The 16,484-nt window shown below is 65.0% G+C and carries 19 protein-coding genes; 12 read left to right on the top strand and 7 right to left on the bottom strand.

The features are described from left to right. Nucleotides 1-118: 118 nt before the first annotated feature. From C4900_RS13345 to C4900_RS13365, 5 genes are all read right to left on the bottom strand, one after another. Complete coding sequence (locus C4900_RS13345; protein ID WP_065971994.1) at nt 119-868, bottom strand: MBL fold metallo-hydrolase; 750 nt, start codon at nt 866-868, stop codon at nt 119-121. Between the two features lie 258 nt (nt 869-1,126). Beyond that, nucleotides 1,127-2,212, bottom strand: a complete 1,086-nt coding sequence (locus C4900_RS13350; RefSeq protein ID WP_065971995.1) for a hypothetical protein — start codon at nt 2,210-2,212, stop codon at nt 1,127-1,129. A gap of 6 nt (nt 2,213-2,218) precedes the next feature. Then, the gene (gene murI, locus C4900_RS13355; protein ID WP_218060518.1) at nt 2,219-3,019 is read right to left on the bottom strand and encodes a glutamate racemase; all 801 of its coding nucleotides are present in this window, start codon (nt 3,017-3,019) and stop codon (nt 2,219-2,221) included. A gap of 118 nt (nt 3,020-3,137) precedes the next feature. Then, on the bottom strand, nt 3,138-4,250 hold the full coding sequence (locus tag C4900_RS13360; RefSeq protein WP_065971997.1) for a PilT/PilU family type 4a pilus ATPase: 1,113 nt from the start codon (nt 4,248-4,250) through the stop codon (nt 3,138-3,140). 1 nt (nt 4,251) lies between these two features. Next, entirely contained in the window at nt 4,252-5,322 is a 1,071-nt protein-coding gene (locus C4900_RS13365) for a type IV pilus twitching motility protein PilT (RefSeq protein ID WP_065971998.1), read from the bottom strand. Nucleotides 5,323-5,425: 103 nt separating this feature from the next. Between C4900_RS13365 and proC the strand changes: the two genes are divergently transcribed. From proC to C4900_RS13380, 3 genes are read left to right on the top strand one after another with little or no spacing between them, the layout of a single operon-like run. Further along, entirely contained in the window at nt 5,426-6,247 is an 822-nt protein-coding gene (gene proC / locus C4900_RS13370) for a pyrroline-5-carboxylate reductase (RefSeq protein ID WP_065971999.1), read from the top strand. Further along, nucleotides 6,244-6,816, top strand: a complete 573-nt coding sequence (locus C4900_RS13375) for a YggT family protein (protein ID WP_083996259.1) — start codon at nt 6,244-6,246, stop codon at nt 6,814-6,816. Before proC ends, C4900_RS13375 begins: the two co-directional genes overlap by 4 nt. Beyond that, nucleotides 6,813-7,298 (top strand): redoxin domain-containing protein, encoded by a 486-nt coding sequence (locus C4900_RS13380; protein ID WP_065972000.1) that lies wholly within the window; start codon nt 6,813-6,815, stop codon nt 7,296-7,298. Before C4900_RS13375 ends, C4900_RS13380 begins: the two co-directional genes overlap by 4 nt. Before the next feature lie 9 nt (nt 7,299-7,307). On the opposite strand, the gene C4900_RS13385 is transcribed toward C4900_RS13380, so the two are convergent. Further along, nucleotides 7,308-7,487: a hypothetical protein gene (locus tag C4900_RS13385; protein WP_065972001.1), complete on the bottom strand. Its 180-nt coding sequence runs from the start codon at nt 7,485-7,487 to the stop codon at nt 7,308-7,310. Nucleotides 7,488-7,601: 114 nt separating this feature from the next. Here C4900_RS13385 and trxA point away from each other — a divergent pair, with 114 nt between their 5' ends. Genes trxA through pyrE form a run of 7 tightly spaced genes read left to right on the top strand, consistent with a single transcriptional unit; the run spans nt 7,602 to nt 13,544 of the window. Then, nucleotides 7,602-8,015 carry a thioredoxin gene (gene trxA / locus C4900_RS13390; RefSeq protein ID WP_065972002.1) on the top strand — a complete coding sequence of 138 codons (414 nt, stop codon included), beginning with the start codon at nt 7,602-7,604 and terminating at the stop codon, nt 8,013-8,015. 60 nt (nt 8,016-8,075) lie between these two features. Continuing rightward, nucleotides 8,076-9,221: a homoserine O-succinyltransferase MetX gene (metX, locus tag C4900_RS13395; protein WP_114283234.1), complete on the top strand. Its 1,146-nt coding sequence runs from the start codon at nt 8,076-8,078 to the stop codon at nt 9,219-9,221. Beyond that, nucleotides 9,218-9,829, top strand: a complete 612-nt coding sequence (gene metW, locus C4900_RS13400) for a methionine biosynthesis protein MetW (protein WP_065972004.1) — start codon at nt 9,218-9,220, stop codon at nt 9,827-9,829. Before metX ends, metW begins: the two co-directional genes overlap by 4 nt. Further along, nucleotides 9,813-11,279: an MFS transporter gene (locus C4900_RS13405; protein WP_114283235.1), complete on the top strand. Its 1,467-nt coding sequence runs from the start codon at nt 9,813-9,815 to the stop codon at nt 11,277-11,279. Before metW ends, C4900_RS13405 begins: the two co-directional genes overlap by 17 nt. A 37-nt stretch (nt 11,280-11,316) precedes the next feature. After that, nucleotides 11,317-12,093: an exodeoxyribonuclease III gene (locus tag C4900_RS13410; protein WP_114283236.1), complete on the top strand. Its 777-nt coding sequence runs from the start codon at nt 11,317-11,319 to the stop codon at nt 12,091-12,093. A 45-nt stretch (nt 12,094-12,138) separates the two neighbouring features. Beyond that, a complete protein-coding gene (locus C4900_RS13415; protein WP_141689401.1) occupies nt 12,139-12,894 on the top strand; it encodes a hypothetical protein in 756 nt (251 codons plus the stop codon). Then, nucleotides 12,891-13,544, top strand: coding sequence for an orotate phosphoribosyltransferase (pyrE, locus tag C4900_RS13420; RefSeq protein ID WP_065972008.1), 654 nt, complete (start codon nt 12,891-12,893; stop codon nt 13,542-13,544). The genes C4900_RS13415 and pyrE overlap by 4 nt, the downstream gene beginning before the upstream one ends. 47 nt (nt 13,545-13,591) lie before the next feature. Here the strand turns inward: pyrE and C4900_RS13425 are convergent, their stop codons facing one another. Continuing rightward, nucleotides 13,592-14,341 carry a sulfite exporter TauE/SafE family protein gene (locus C4900_RS13425; RefSeq protein WP_065972009.1) on the bottom strand — a complete coding sequence of 250 codons (750 nt, stop codon included), beginning with the start codon at nt 14,339-14,341 and terminating at the stop codon, nt 13,592-13,594. Nucleotides 14,342-14,377: 36 nt separating this feature from the next. Here C4900_RS13425 and C4900_RS13430 point away from each other — a divergent pair, with 36 nt between their 5' ends. Continuing rightward, nucleotides 14,378-14,815, top strand: a complete 438-nt coding sequence (locus C4900_RS13430; protein WP_114283237.1) for a hypothetical protein — start codon at nt 14,378-14,380, stop codon at nt 14,813-14,815. Nucleotides 14,816-15,262: 447 nt separating this feature from the next. Continuing rightward, a complete protein-coding gene (sat, locus tag C4900_RS13435) occupies nt 15,263-16,480 on the top strand; it encodes a sulfate adenylyltransferase (RefSeq protein ID WP_065972011.1) in 1,218 nt (405 codons plus the stop codon). Nucleotides 16,481-16,484 lie beyond the last annotated feature (4 nt).

Genomic DNA, 16,484 nt, shown 5'->3' on the forward strand with positions numbered 1-16,484 from the left:
ATTATCCATGGATTGGCCCGGCACGTCTTGGGGGAGACGCACCGGGCCTGGGCCCGGTCTCAGCCCCCCGGCATCGCCTCCCAAACACGGGGATGGACGGGGTTGGCGGGTCGGGATATCAGCCTTGCGGGCTCACCTTCATGGCTTCGCAGTATTCCTGCCACTGCGGCGGGAGTAGCGGCGGACATTCGCCGCACGCCGCGTTGCCCGGGACCGCGTAATCGATGAACCTGGGATAAGGGAGCCTGAGTTCGCGCATGATGGCGAGAAACTCTTCTGGGGTCCGTCCCCCGCCGAGACGCGGATTCCGCGTGCGTTCCTGGGCGATGGTGGACACCCGACGGTCGTGATAATCGTGGCCTGGATAGACGAGCTGGTCGTCTGGCAGGGTGAACAGACGTTCATGCACGCTCCGATAGAGGGCCCGCGCATCCCCGTTCTGAAAATCCGTGCGCCCGCAGCCGTCGATCAGCAGGGCATCGCCCGTGAAGACCTTGTCGCCGGCCACATAGGCCATATGCGCGGCGGTATGCCCGGGGGTATGGCGCGGCTCGAGCGTGACGGCGCCCATGACGAGCGGCTGGCCGTCCTCGATGGCGACATCCGCGCACGCCAAGCCCTCGAGCGCGGCCACGGCGATGCGGCTGCCGGTCTCGCGCTTCAGACGCAGGCCCGAGGTGATGTGGTCGGCGTGCACATGGGTCTCCACGGTGTAGGCGAGCTTCAACCCGAGCTCGCGCACCACCCCCAGATCACGCTCCCAGGCGGGTAGCACCGGATCGATGAGCAACGCCTGCTTGGTGTGCTCGCAGCCAAGCAGGTACGTATAGGTATTGGACAAGGGCTCGACGAGCTGGCGGAAGATCATCCCGTGCCTCCACTGACGTCTCGGTATCCTGTTGTGGAGACCCGGAGGCGCAATTTCAACCGTGGTCAGGCGGCGATCGCGCGAGGGCGTCCGGGGCCCGGATCGACGACCACCCAAACTACCTTATCCACGGCACTGGTAGGTGGTTTCTGGGCCCGTATCCGCGCCCCGACCTATCGAAACGGCTGACGGCCGCGATCACACGGCAGGCACTCTTTGCCGCCATGCGCATGAACCTGGAGCCCGAAGGCGCGAGAGCTACGCCGCGCCACGCGAAACCTCAGCAAACCACGCCAGGAAGCGCGCGCGGGCCCCGGGCTGCGAGGTCACCCAGCGCCCGAGGGCCTGCGCCATGCGCCCGCGCCCGGCGGCATCGGCAAGCCATGTGCCGGCGACACGCGCGAGATCCGCTACGCCCGCGCACGATACGACGACCTCGGCATCGACCGCGGCCGCGAGCAAGGGGTTGCGCGGATAAGGACCGGCCAGGATTGCCGCCCCGGCAACGGGCGGCTCGGGCGGCAAGGGCGCCCCGCCGACCAGTGTCCCGCCGGCTACGATAAGGTCCGCGCACCCGTGCATAGCGTGGCGCGCCTCGGCACTCTCGATGTAATACACGCGAGTCTTGGACGGTACCTCCGAGGTCATGAGTCGCAACTGGCGCACGGTGGTCAGGTGGTACTTTATGGCCTCCCGGTAGACCTCCTCATGACGCCCCGGATCGCGGGGCGCAAGCGCCAGCAGGCCGCCGCTACCGGCCGACAAGGCCAGAAAGGTCGTGTAGGCGAGCGCCTCTTCGCCAGGCTCGGTGCCGGCGAAATAAACGACCCAACGGCCGGCCTTGCGCACCGCCTGGAAGCGCTCACAAAAGCGCGTGTCGGCCGGCGCCTCGGGCGCTGCCGGCCATGCACTGAGCGGATCGCCCGTCACCACGCCCCCACCGATACGCAACGCTACCGCCTCGCTCGCCACCGCCACCGCACCAAGCGAAAGGAGCTCAGGTGCGCGCCCGTTCACCCACGCCACGGGACAGGACGCGGCGGCCGCCGCGGCACGCGCCCGTGGGTCATCGTCGAGACATAACAGGATGCGAGGCTTCAGTCGGGAGAGGATACGCGCGGCGCCGAGCGCTGGCATGCGCACCCACGGCAGCGGCCCCTCGTAGCCGCCCTCGTCTAGCAAGAGCAGCGCGAGCGGTCCGTGGCCGGCGCCTTGCAGCGCGGCCAGCAGTTCCTGGGCGGCACACGCGCGCGCGGCGGTCGCGACCACCCAACAGCTGTCGGCGAGCGGTGGCCTGCCCGGCCAGTACCACTGCGCAAAGCGCAATAAAGGCGTGTCGCCCATGGTCTTCTACCAATGCACCAGCTGAACCTCCGGGAGCGGGCGTCCCAGGCACAGGGCGCCCACCGCCCGAAACCGTTGCGGCAGATCGGTCACATAGTATTCGTGTACCGGCTCCTCCGCGGCGGTGCGCCGAAGGTCCCGCGCAGCAAGGAGATCCGCCACCTGCGCCGCGGTCGTCTCGGCGGAGTCCACAAGCCGGGTCGCGGGCCCCGCAAGCCGCGCGAGCAGGGGTTTCAGCAAAGGGTAATGGGTGCAACCGAGCACCAGCGTGTCGACCTCCTCGGCAAGCACCGGCCGCAAGTACTCACGGGCGGTGAGCTCGGTCACCGGGTGATCCAGCCAACCCTCCTCCACGAGCGGTGCGAACAGCGGACAGGCCTGGGATATGACGCGCGCATGGTGCGCGTGCGCACGGATGGCACGCTCATAGGCCTGTGAGCTTACCGTGGTCAGGGTGGCGAGCACGCCGATGCGCCCCGAGCGGCTCGACACCGCGGCCGCCCGCGCCCCGGCATCGAGTACGTCGACGACCGGTACCGGGGACAGGCCTGTCACAATCGGGAGGGCCACGGCGGCCATGGTGTTGCAGGCAACGACCAGCATCTTGACGTCGCGCTTTAGGAGGAAATCGGTGATCTGCGCGGCATACCCCGCCACCGTCGCCGACGACTTCGTTCCATAGGGGAGCCGCGCGGTATCGCCGAAATAGACGATGCGCTCGTTTGGCAGGGCCGACATCAAGGCGTGCGCGACAGTCAGGCCACCGATGCCTGAGTCAAACACCCCTATGGGCCGGTCGCGGTTCACGCAAAAATCACCCGCTGCGCCACGGGACATGCGCGTACTTGGCAACATGGGACAGGGATCAGCACGCCGACATCTTACCAGTTACGACGCGTAAATGCAGCGCAAATTGCGCCTCTGCCTAGAAAGTGATGTTGCGCAGGGAGTCACCGAGTACCGCCTCTTTCGCACCCTTGCCGTGCAGCTTGATGCGCAGCCGCAGGTCGTTTTGCGAATCGGCGTTGCGCATAGCCTCGTCGTAATCTATGAAGCCCGCCTCATACAAACCGAACAGTGCCTGATCGAAGGTCTGCATGCCCGCCTCCTCGGATTTGGCCATGAGCTCCTTGATACCGTGAATTTCCCCCTTCAGGATGAGATCGGCGATCAACGGGGTGTTGATCATGATCTCGACTGCCGCCACGCGCCCGGCACCGTCCTTCTTCGGAATGAGGCGCTGCGAGATCACGGCCTTCAGGTTCAAGGAGAGATCCATCAGGAGCTGTGCGCGCCGATCTTCCGGAAAGAAATTGATGATGCGATCAAGGGCCTGGTTCGCGCTATTGGCATGGAGCGTGGTAAGACACAGGTGTCCGGTCTCGGCAAACGCGATCGCATAGTCCATCGTCTCACGCGCGCGCACCTCGCCTATGAGGATCACATCGGGCGCCTGACGCAGGGTGTTCTTCAGGGCTGTCTCGAACGAATCCGTGTCGACGCCCACCTCGCGCTGGGTGATGATGCAATTCTTGTGCTCGTGCACATACTCGATCGGGTCCTCGATGGTGATGATATGCCCGTTCGAATACTGATTGCGGTAGCCCACCATGGCGGCAAGCGAGGTCGACTTTCCGGAACCCGTGGCGCCTACGAATATCACGAGTCCGCGCTTGGTAAGGGCAATCTCTTTCAATACCGGTGGAAGATTCAATTCCTCGAAATGCGGAATGCGGGTCTCGATCTTGCGCAACACCATGCCGACCCGCTGCTGCTGCCGGAAAACGTTGACACGAAAGCGTCCGACGCCCTGCGGGTTGATGGCGAAATTGCACTCGTTCGTCTCCTCGAACTCGCTACGCTGCTCCTCGTTCATGATGCTATACACGAACTGCCGGGCCTGGTCTGCGGTGAGCGCCTGGCGCGCCACTGGCGCCAGTTTTCCGTCCACGCGCAGGCTGGGCGCCACCCCGGCCGTGATATAAAGGTCCGAGGCGCCTTTTTCGACCATAAGCCGCAAGAGATCGAGGAAACCCATCCTACCTCCGCGCGGCGGCGGCCGCCCCGTTGTTATTTGCGAATGCGTCCTTGTTCGCCGCCTTGCCGCGCGCCTCCTCGACCGATACCTGACGCGACCGCACGAGCTCCATGAGACACTGATCGAGGGTCTGCATACCCACGGACTGGCTGGTCTGAATGGCTGAATACATCTGCGCGATCTTGTTTTCGCGAATTAGGTTGCGAATGGCGGGCGTGCCGATCATGATCTCGTGGGCGGCGATGCGCCCGCCACCGACCTTCTTCATCAGCGTCTGCGAGATCACCGCGCGCAACGACTCCGAGAGCATGGAGCGTACCATCTCCTTCTCCGCCGCCGGGAACACGTCCACCACGCGGTCTATGGTCTTGGCCGCGGAACTTGTATGCAGGGTGGCAAATACGAGATGACCGGTCTCGGCGGCGGTGAGCGCGAGGCGGATGGTCTCCAAATCGCGCAATTCGCCGACCAGGATGACGTCCGGATCTTCGCGCAACGCCGAACGCAAGGCGTTCTCGAACCCCAGGGTATCCCGGTGAACCTCGCGCTGATTGATAAGACAGTTCTTGCTCGTATGCACGAACTCGATCGGGTCCTCTATGGTCAGTATGTGCTCGCGTCGGCTCTCGTTGATGTGGTCTATCATCGCCGCCAGGGTGGTGGATTTGCCGGACCCCGTGGGGCCCGTAACCAGCACGATACCGCGCGGCTGGTCGGCGATCTGCTTGAAGATTCCGGGGGCGTTCAATTGCTCGAGGGTCAGCACCTTCGAGGGAATGGTCCGAAAGACGGCGCCCGGGCCACGATTCTGATTAAAGGCATTAACACGAAAGCGCGCGATGTTAGGCAGCTCGAACGAGAAATCGCACTCCAGCCGCTCCTCATACTCCTTTTGCTGCTTGTCGTTCATGATATCGTAGACCATATTGTGCACGGCGCGCTCATCCAATGGGTCTACGTTGATGCGCTTGACGTCGCCGTCGACACGGATGAGAGGTGGCAAACCGGCCGACAAATGCAGATCCGACGCGTTCTGTTTATAGGAAAAGGCCAGGAGTTCCGCGATATCCATGAGGTGTGGGCTACCAGGGTGGTGGTATGTTGAAGTATAACGAGCGCGAGCGCGGAGACAAGGCGGTCTTTCCCTGGAGGAAGAGTCCCCTTACACTCACCCCATGCAAAACTTCTCGATAGGCATCATCGGCGCGGGCCACATGGGTCTGGCGCTCGCCTCCGGCCTGGCATCGCGCATGGCGCCGGAACGTATCGTGGTCTCCGATCCGCATCCCGACAAGCGGCAACGTGTCCACGACCTCGGAATCAGCACCCCAGCGGACAACGATTCCGTGGTCACGCGCGCCGACGTCCTGGTATTGGCGGTAAAGCCGCAGGGCATGCGCGACCTGTGCGCCGCCATTGCACCCAGGGTTCGGGAGCGCCGGCCGCTCATAGTCTCGGTGGCAGCCGGCATCCGCGCAGCGGACATCGCGCGCTGGCTAGGCGGCGGGCCGGCCATCGTTCGCGCCATGCCGAACACCCCGGCCTTGATGAACGCCGGGGTCAGCGTATTGTGGGCCAATGATGAGACCACCCCGGGGCACCGCGAAGCGGCGGCGACCGTATTGGGCGCGGTGTCCGAGGTGTTTTGGCTCACAGACGAGGCCCTCATGGATGCCGCCACCGCGATCTCCGGGAGCGGGCCCGCCTACTTCTTTCTGATGGTCGAGGCGCTCGCCGCCGCCGGCGCGCAGCTGGGACTCCCGCGGGACCTGAGCGCGGCGCTGGCCGGGGGCACGGCCGCCGGCGCCGGGCGCATGGTCCACGACCACCCCGGGGAGGCCGCGCTTTTGCGCGCGCGCGTCACATCCCCGGGCGGCACCACCGAGCGCGCCATAAAGAGCCTCCTGAGCGAGGGCTTCATGGAGATGCTCGGACGTGCCGCGCAAGCAGCCTGCGATCGCTCGCGCGAGCTGGGCGAGCAACTGGGGGCGGCGTGAGCTATCTCAGCCAGGCCCTGGCCTTTCTCATCGATACCCTGTTCGGGATGTATGTCATTCTGGTGCTGCTGCGCTTTTTGCTGCAGCTCACCCACGCCGACTTCTACAACCCCTTCAGCCAGTTCGTGGTACGCGTGACGAACGGTCCGCTCCTGCCCTTACGGCGCCTGATACCGGGCTTCTTTGGGATCGACTTCGCGTCCGCGGCACTGCTCATCATGCTCGAGGCCCTGAAGATCACGCTGATGGCGCTCGTCGAGCGCGTGGTGCCGCACTTTACGGGCATCCTGATCCTGAGCCTCGCGGATCTGATCCAGCTTACGCTCTATGTCCTGATCGCAGCGATCTTCGTGCGCGTACTCATGGGTTGGGTAAGTCCCTACGGCGAGCACCCGTTCACGGATCTTGCCATCCACCTGACCGAGCCGTTCATGCGTCCGGCTCGACGCCTGCTACCCTTGATCTCCGGGATCGACCTCTCGCCGGTGCTGGTAGTCATAGGTCTGGAGCTCATCGCCATACTGGTGGTGCAGCCGCTGCACCACCTCGGGCTTACGCTCCTTACGTGAGCCGCGTGGGTCGAGGGGCCCTCGAGTTGCTGGCAGCGGCGGCCCTCATCCTGGCCGGCAATGCCTACCTCACACGCCACGCCGCCGATGGGCGCGCGCCGCCGCTGGCGCGTGCGAGCCTGAACGGGCACGTCCCGCCGATCGCGGCCGGGCGCGTCCTGCTCGTCGATTTCTTTGCGACCTGGTGTCCGGTATGCCGCGCCGACCAGGGTGCGGTCCAGGCGGTGGCGCGCCATGCCCCGGTGGTCGTCGTGGCCACCCAATCCCCGGCGGCGGCCGTGCGCGCATTCGCCGCGGACCACCACTGGCGCACCCCCGTCATCCTCGACCGCCACGGCCGCATCGCCCACCGCTACGGGGTGCGCGTCCTGCCGATGGCATTCATCCTAGGGCCGCGCGGCCGCATCCGTTTCGTGGCCGCCGGCTATATGACCGAGGCCGGCCTGCTCACGCGCCTGTGGTTGGCGCGCCTTCACCTCTGACTGGACCGGCTATTCTGGGCCGTGGAACTGCCGGCGGTAATACCAGCGCTGGATGACCACCAACACGGCGGCGAGCGCAAAGGCCGCCGTGGGCAGCAGCGCATAGGGCCGCGGCAGGGCCTTCATGCACACCCAGGCGGCGACCGCGTAAAAGACCGGCAGAGTCTCGTAAAGCAGTTTCGGATACACGTCTCCCCTCCCCCAGGGACCCGCCAAGCAAACCGCGTGCCATGATTTTCCTACTTTTTACGCGACCAGGGCCCGTTCCGTGCTGTATAATGGAACATTTTTCGAGGGATATCCATGGCCACAGTCGAGGCAACAAAGGCAAATTTTGAACAGCTGGTGGACACGAATCCGTTCGTCATCGTCGACTTCTGGGCCCCGTGGTGCGCCCCCTGTCGGGCCTTCGGTCCGATCTTCGAGGAGGCCTCCGAGCAGCACAAGGACATCGTCTTCGCGAAGATCAACACCGAGGCCGAGACCGAGCTTGCCGCCCATTTCCAGGTCCGCTCCATCCCGACCCTGATGATCTTCCGCGACCAGATCATCCTGTTCGCGCAACCCGGCAGTCTGCCGAAAAAGGCCCTGGAAGAGATCATAGGCCAGGCCCGTGCCGTGGACATGGATGCCGTACGCCGCGAGGTGGCCGAGGAGGCCGAGCACGATCACGGGTGTTGCGGTCACGACCACGGCGACGAGGGCCACCAGCATTAGGGCATTGCGGGCCCATCCTTGAGTCAGTACACTGCGGGCTTTGCGTGATCCCGTGGATTCGTGAAGCCCATTCCCCCAGATTCCGTGGGACTGGTAACCCCAGCCCGGTTGCGATTCGCGGAACCGCTGGCGCTGGCAAGTGGCGGCGTCCTGGCGGATTATGAGATCGTTTACGAGACCTACGGGACGCTGAACGCCGAGGCCAGCAATGCCGTGCTCGTCTGCCACGCCTTGAGCGGCAGTCATCACGTCGCGGGCTACCATAGCGCCGACGATAAGAGGCCCGGCTGGTGGGAGCACCACGTCGGTCCCGGCAAGAGTCTGGACACCACCAAGTTTTTCGTCGTCGCCTGCAACAATCTCGGCAGCTGTTTCGGCTCCACCGGCCCGGCGTCCATCAATCCCGCGAGCGGGCGTGCCTACGGGCCGGAATTTCCGATGGTGACAGTCGGCGACTGGGTAGCAAGCCAGGCGCGACTCGCCGATCGGCTGGGGATTCGGAGATGGGCGGCGGTAGTCGGCGGCAGTCTCGGCGGCATGCAGGCCCTGCAGTGGGCGATCGATTACCCTGAGCGGGTGGCGCATGCGGTCATCATTGCCGCCGCGCCCAAGCTGACCGCCCAGAACATCGCCTTCAACGAAGTGGCACGCCAGGCGATTTTGACCGATCCGGACTTTTACGAGGGGCGGTTCTACGATCACGCCACCGAGCCGCGCAGGGGGCTGCGCATCGCACGCATGCTCGGGCACATAACCTACCTCTCCGACGACATCATGCGCGAGAAATTCGGTCGCGGCCTGCGCGGCGGGAAACTCAACTTCGACTATCAAGTCGCTTTCGAGGTCGAGAGCTACCTGCGCCACCAAGCCGATAGCTTCGTGGGCCGCTTCGACGCCAACACCTACCTCCTCATGACCAAGGCGCTCGATTATTTCGATCCGGCGGGCGCCGCCGACGGCGATCTCGCCAAAGCGCTCGCGCCGGTCAAGGCCGACACCCTGGTGGTCGCCTTTACCAGCGACTGGCGGTTTGCCCCGGCGCGCTCGCGGGAGATCGTAAAGGCGCTTCATGACAACGATCTGAACGTAAGCTATGCGGAGATCAAGGCCTCTCACGGCCACGACGCCTTCCTCATGCGCATCCCACGCTACGTCGACATCTTCACGGCCTATATGGACCGCGTGTTCGCGGGACTGTCGTCATGATCCCGGCACGTGTGGACTTTCGCATCATCGGCGACTGGATCCGGCCGGGAAGCCGGGTGCTGGATCTCGGCTGCGGCGATGGAACGCTGCTCGCCTACCTGGCCGAGAGCAAGGGCGCGAGCGGTTACGGGCTGGAGATCGACGAAACCCACGTCGCAGAATGCGTACGGCGCGGGGTGAATGTGATCCACACCGACCTGGATGCGGGTCTCTCCGAATTCGACGAGCGCTCGTTCGATTACGTCGTGCTGTCGCTCACCCTGCAGGCGGTGCGCTACCCAGACCGGCTGCTGCGCGAGATGCTGCGCGTCGGTACCGAGGGGATCGTCACCTTTCCGAACTTCGGACACTGGCGCACGCGCTGGCAGCTCGGGGTCCTGGGGCGCATGCCGGTGTCCGCGGCACTCCCTCATGAATGGTATAACACGCCCAACATCCATCTGTGCACGCTGCGTGACTTCGCGCGTTTGTGCGAGCGCGAGCAGATAGAGGTCCTCGAGTCGCAGGTCGTCGACCACGCCCACAGACAACGGCTGGCGCTGCGCCTGCTGCCCAATCTCCTCGGGGAGATCGCCCTCTACAGGTTTCGGCGTGCGCGATTATCTTAAGCGCCGGGACGTCCGTACACGCCTCTTCTGGATCGCCGTACTGTACGTGGCCGAGGGTCTGCCGTTCGGTCTGTTCAGCGACGTGTTCCCGGTCGCATTCCGCGAACACCACGCGCCGCTCTCGGAGATCGGGGTCATAAGCCTGCTGGGGCTGCCTTGGACGCTCAAGTTTCTGTGGGCACCGGCGATCGATCACTTCCGTCATCACCGGCTGTGGATGCTCGGCGCGGACCTCGCCATGGCGCTCGCCTTGGGGCACCTGGCATGGGAGCACGGGGTGGGGCCGGCGGCGCTGGCCGCGATCGGGGTCTTCACGCTGCTATCGTCGACCAACGACATTGCCATTGACGGCTATAGCCTGGAGCTCCTCGAGGTCGGCGAGATGGGTATCGGCAACGGCCTGCGCATCGGGTTCTATCGCGCCGGCATGCTGGCCGCGGGCCTCGTGCTGATTGCCAGCACTTACATCGGCTGGCGCTATGCCTATATCCTGGCAGCCGGCCTTGTGATCGCAGACGGCCTCGCGTGCCTGGCGGCCCCCCGGGAACAGGTGCGCACGGCCGTCGACCGCCAATCCCTTGGCCAGGAGCTTGCCTCCTTGAGCCGCCGCCCCAAGGCGCTGGCGATGGTGCTGGCCTTGCTGTTCGGTGCCCTGTGGCTTGCCAACGATGCGCTGCACTGGTCACGCGCCATCCCGCACCTATTCCTCTATGTCGCGGCCGCGACCCTCATCGTCTGGGCCACGAGCCTTTGGCGCCGCAATCCGCACGTCCCGCCGGCCTCCGACGGCCCGTTATTCGGCGCCCTGCTGGAGATAACCGGGCGCCCGGGGATGCCGGCGGTGTTTGTCTTCATCGTCCTTTATAAGCTCGGCGACAGCGCCATAGGCTTCATGGTCAAGCCATTCTGGGTCGATCATGGTTTTAGCGCCGCGCAGATCGGGGCGGTATCGGTCATAGCGGGCATCGGGCTGTCGATCCTAGGCGGTCTGGTAGGCGGCTATATCACCGATCGCATCGGCATCTACAAATCGCTATGGGTGCTTGGCTTAGTCCAGGTGCTGCCCAACCTCGGCTATGCGGCGTGCGCGCACATCCTGCCGCGCGCCACCCTTGGGACGCCGATCCCGCTCACCCACGAACTCCTCTTGTATTCCGTGAGCGCCCTCGAATCCTTTGCCGCAGGCCTTGGTACCGCGGCCTTTCTGGCATTCCTCATGGCGATCGTGCGCAAGGAGCGCGCCGCCACCGAGTACGCCCTGCTCTCGTCGCTATTTGCGGTGAGCCTGCGCCTGGCCGGTTTCGCGAGCGGCTTCGGGGCGCAGGACCTCGGCTACGCACCCTATTTCCTGCTGACCTTCCTGCTGGCGTTCCCCGCCTACCTGCTGCTGCCGGCGGCCGGGCGCATGCTTGCGGCCATGTCGGCCGAATCCGCGCATCCGCCGGCCTGAAGATCATTTTCGCAAGGTGCCCGAGGCCTGAAAACATATGCTCCGCATCGTAACCATCAATCTAAACGGCATACGCTCGGCGTGCGCCAAGGGCTTTCTCGCCTGGCTCGCCCAGCAGGACGCTGATGTCGTGTGCCTGCAGGAACTGCGCGCCCAGGAGGCCGACCTGACGCCGGAGATGCGCGCGCCGGGCGGCTATCAGGGCTATTTTCATTATGCCGACAAACGCGGCTACAGCGGCGTCGGCATTTACGCGAAAAGGCCCCCCGATAACATCGTGGCGGGCGTCGGACGGCCTGACATCGACGCCGAAGGACGCTATCTCGAGCTCATATTCGGCACGCTCTCGGTCGTGTCGGTATATCTCCCGTCGGGTTCCAGCGGGCCCGAACGACAGGCCGCGAAATTCGCATTCATGGACTATTTTTTTCCGCAGCTCGCGACACTCGCCCAGTGCGGACGCGAGGTCGTGCTGTGCGGGGATTTCAACATCGCGCACCACGAGATCGATCTAAAGAACTGGCGCGGCAATCGCCACAACAGCGGCTTCCTGCCCGAGGAGCGGGCGTGGCTCACACGCGTCTTGAACGAGCTGTCGTTCGTGGACGTACACCGCGCCCTGTGCCCCTCGGAAGGCGAAGGATGCTATACCTGGTGGAGCAACCGTGGACAGGCCTACGCCAAAAATGTCGGGTGGCGGATCGACTATCAGATCGCCACACCCGGCCTTGCCGCGCGGGCCCGTCAGGCACGGGTCTACAAGGATCAGCGTTTCAGCGACCATGCGCCGCTCATTATCGACTATGATCTCTAGTTGCCGCCGGGCGGTGCGCCCGGGTCGTTCCTCGAGGGTCAGCCTATGTCACGTCTGAAGGCCGCCGCCTGGCATCTCGCGTTCACCGCCGGGGCGCTCGCCGCCGTGTTCGCGATCATGCGCACGCTTTGGTACCCGCACCCGCTGCTGGCCGCTGACGGGGCCTGGCAGGCCTATGGGCTGTTGGCGGGGATCAGCCTGATACTCGGACCGGCGCTTACGTTCATCGTGTTCCGCGCCGACAAAAAGGGCCTGCGCTCGGATCTGGCGCTCATCGTCATCGCCCAGGTCATTGCGTTCGCATTTGGCGTGCACCTGCTCTATGCCCGCCGCATCCAGATGGTCGTCTACTCCCAGGGGGCGTTTCATGCCCTGGATGCCGCCCACGTCGCCCTCATCGGCGCCAAGGGCCAGGCCCTGCTGCGCACCCTGCCGGCGCGCCCGGCCTATGTCTACGTGAAACTGCCGCACAGCAAGAAGGCCATGTTCGGGGTCGAGATCCGCACGCTGCAGGGCGAGCCGCCGGTATTTCTGCGCGGCTGGCGCTATCGGCCCTATACCGCGGCGGAGCAAAAAACGGCCCTCGCCCATGGCTACCCGCTCGTGGCCTTGGCGCGCACCAATCATATGGCCGCCGCCGCCATCCGCCACTTTCGCGAGCGCCACCGGCCGCTCCGCGATTATGTGTTCGTACCGCTGCGCGGGACCTACACGAGCGTGATGCTGGCCCTCGATCGGAGGGACGGCCGGATCGTCGGCGTGTTACCCTTCAATCCGGGCTTTGGACGACCCCCGGCATGAACGACACACAAGACGCGTTTTTCGACCTCGCGGTGTCCTGCGGCGCGCTAACCTTCGGCGCCTTCACCCTCAAATCAGGACGCCAGAGTCCGTATTTCTTCAATGCCGCGGCGTTCGCCTCGGGGCGCGCGCTCACCGAGCTCGGGCGCCTGTACGCGCGCGCCGCCGAGGCCGCAGGGCTTGGCTATGACGTGATATTCGGTCCCGCCTATAAGGGTATCCCGCTGGCGGTGGCGCTGGCCTCGGGACTCGCCCTCGAATACGGTCGCGACACCCCCTACTGCTTCAATCGCAAGGAGGCCAAGGATCATGGCGAGGGCGGGGTCACCGTCGGCGCGCCCTTGCGCGGCCGGGTGCTGGTCATCGACGATGTCATATCGGCGGGGACCTCGATCGCGGAATCGGCCCGTATCATTGCCGACGCCGGCGCCACGCTCGCCGGCGTCGTGATTGCCCTGGATCGCGAGGAGCGTGGCAACGGCGCGCAATCGGCGGCCGCCGAGGTCGCAACCCGCCACCATGTCCCGGTGGTGAGCCTCGGACGGTTGTCGGGACTGCTCGCCTACCTCGGCCGGCGCCAAGGTCTGGGGCAATATCGCGAGGCCATTGCCGATTATCGGGCCCGCTACGGCGCAAGCACCACGGACTGAAAGGAAAGCCGTCGCCCCTTCACTACCGCCCTTCGGGGATCGACGCGCTACACCAGCAGGCGTATGCCCACGCCGATCGTCAGGATCTCGAAGGCACGCTTGATCCAGCGGTTGGAGGACCCGACGGCGATGTGCGCCCCGGCATAGCTGCCGGTGAGCGCCCCGGCCAGGAGCCAGGGGAGCCATGACCAACGGATCTGCCCGAACGACCCCAGGGTCGCGGCGCCGGCGGCGTTCCACACCAGACCCACCAGGGTCAGGGTATAGGCCACGGCAGATTTGTAATCGAGCCCGAACCAGCGCACCAGCCATAAGGTACAAAAGAGCCCGGTCCCCGAGGTCACAGACCCGTTCAGGACACCGATGACAAACAGGCCTAGGCCGCCCACGGCCAGTCCCCAGGGATCGCGGTGGCAGGCGACGGCCACCTGCCCGAGGTCATGGCGGCGCCACGAATAGAGCCCGAGACCTACGGTCAGCGCCCCCAGGACCATGCGTATGAGCGCCTGCGGGATGGCGAGCACCACGAGCGCCCCCAGGAGCACACCCGGCAACCCCGAGGCCAGGACCAGCAGCACGAGCGAGCGGTTGAATAGCCCACTGCGCCGATAGCGGCCCCCGGCACCCACGCCCAGCGCCACGCTGGCCACCTTGTGGGTAGCCAGGGCCTGGGGATAAGGGAGCCCCAAAAACAGCAGCAGGGGCAACTGGATGAGGCCCACACCGCCCCCGGCGGTGGCCGCGAAGGCGTTTGCCAGAAAGGCCACGCCCACCAAAAGTAAAGACCGGCTTACCATTTGACTTCCTGCCACCCTACGCCTTAATTGTACCCTATGTTGAGACCGCCCCTGATCGTATCCCTGCTGGCCGTAGCCATGCTCACGAGCATGGGCGCCACCGCGCGGGCCGTGGGGGCCATCTTCAAGTGTCGGTCGGGCGATGGACACTGGATCTATGCCGCGCGCCCGCCGGCCGGCTGCCAGGGACCGCCGGCCATCCTTCCCTTGGCCCGCACCCTTGGGCCCCGCGCCCCACGGCCCCGGGGGCGTACGGTGACGACGCACCCGGCGCTGGCCGCGCCCGCTCGCCTGCGCGCTCGCCTGCGCCGTTACGAGGCCACCCTGCATGCACTGCACGCCACACGCATACCCCGTGATCCGGCCCTGGCGCGCTGGCGGACCCACGCCCTCCATGCCGTCGCCGTCGATATCGCCGTGCTGCGTCATGACTTGGGGCAGGATAGATCGCGCCGCCGGACATCGGCACCCTGAGATGGCCGCGCCGCACGGGCGCGATCGAGCGTTCAAACACCGCGGCGCCTGCGCGCGCCCGTCGCTGGCGCAAGCCCTGCCCGCCAACCTGTGTCGCCAAAACGGACCGTATTCCCGGTCGCGGTCGCGCGGCGCCACGCGCCGATACGCCCCCGGTGGAAAAACCGGAGGCGATCGATAATGCCCTGGGCACGCGACGGCGACCTTAAAGCCGCGCCCCGATCCCGGATCGGTGGTCGCGGCTGCCTTGCCAAGACCGGAAGGACGTCGCACACTGATCGTCCGAACGGCAAGGATAGAGCGGCTTTTCTAATTTTAGTTTTTTCTTTTATAAAGCGGGTTTATCGGTTTTCCGTAAAACTTGATTAGTTTTACAAACCGTAAGGCTATAGAGTCTCGCCGACCGGGTGCGCCTGGTATCCGCCTTATAACCGAGGAAAATCGTTAATGTCGAGATTGGTGAGACCCCACGGTAGCGCGGCACTGAAACCCCTGCTCCTGACCGGGGCGGCGGCGGCAGCCGAAAAAGAACGGGCCAAAGGCCTCCCCTCCCTCCCCATGAGCTCGCGCGAGACCGGGGACGTGATCATGCTGGGTATCGGCGGATTCACACCCTTGAGCGGGTTCATGAATCAAGCCGACTGGCGCGGCGTATGCGACGACATGCGTCTGTCCAACGGCGTGTTCTGGCCGATCCCGATCACCCTGTCGGCCGACGAGGCCGTAGCCGCCAAGCTCGCGATCGGCGCAGAGGTGGCGCTCGTAGACGGCGAATCCCGCGAGGTCATGGCCACCATGACGGTGGCCGAGAAGTACACCATCGACAAGGCCCATGAGTGCCAGACGGTCTTCAAGACCACCGATCTCGCGCATCCCGGCGTAAAGATGGTCATGGAACAAAAGGCGGTGAACATCGCCGGCCCCGTCAAGGTGCTCTCGCAAGGGGATTTCCCGACCAAGTACGCGGGAACATATATGACGCCGGCCGAAACCCGCGCCCTGTTCGAAAGCAAGGGCTGGTCGACGGTCGCGGCCTTCCAGACCCGCAATCCCATGCATCGCTCGCATGAATATCTGGCGAAAATCGCAGTCGAGATCTGCGACGGGGTCATGATCCACTCGCTGCTCGGCAAACTGAAGCCCGGCGACATACCGGCGGAAGTGCGGTCGAAGGCGATCGCCAAACTGATCGAGGTGGCGTTCGTCAAGGATACCGTCATCCAGTCCGGCTACCCCCTCGACATGCGCTACGCCGGACCGCGCGAGGCCCTGCTGCATGCCCTGTTCCGCCAAAACTACGGTTGCTCCCACCTCATCGTAGGGCGCGACCACGCGGGGGTCGGCGATTACTACGGGCCGTTCGATGCCCACAAGATCTTCGACGAGATTCCGGCCGGGGCGCTCGAAACGAAACCTCTGAAAATCGACTGGACTTTCTGGTGTTACAAGTGTGGTGGCATGGCTTCGACCCGGACATGCCCTCACAGCGAAAAGGATCGCCTGCTCCTATCAGGCACGAAACTGCGTAAGGCCTTGTCGGAAGGCCAGGATGTCCCGGCGGAATTCAGCCGCCCGGAGGTCCTGGCGATCCTGCGGGATTATTACGCGAACCTCAAAGACGACGAAAAGGTAGAGGTCAAGCTCAGTGGTCACTCGGCGAAATAGCCGT

This window comes from Acidiferrobacter thiooxydans (genome assembly GCF_003333315.1).
GTDB classification, from domain to species: domain Bacteria; phylum Pseudomonadota; class Gammaproteobacteria; order Acidiferrobacterales; family Acidiferrobacteraceae; genus Acidiferrobacter; species Acidiferrobacter thiooxydans.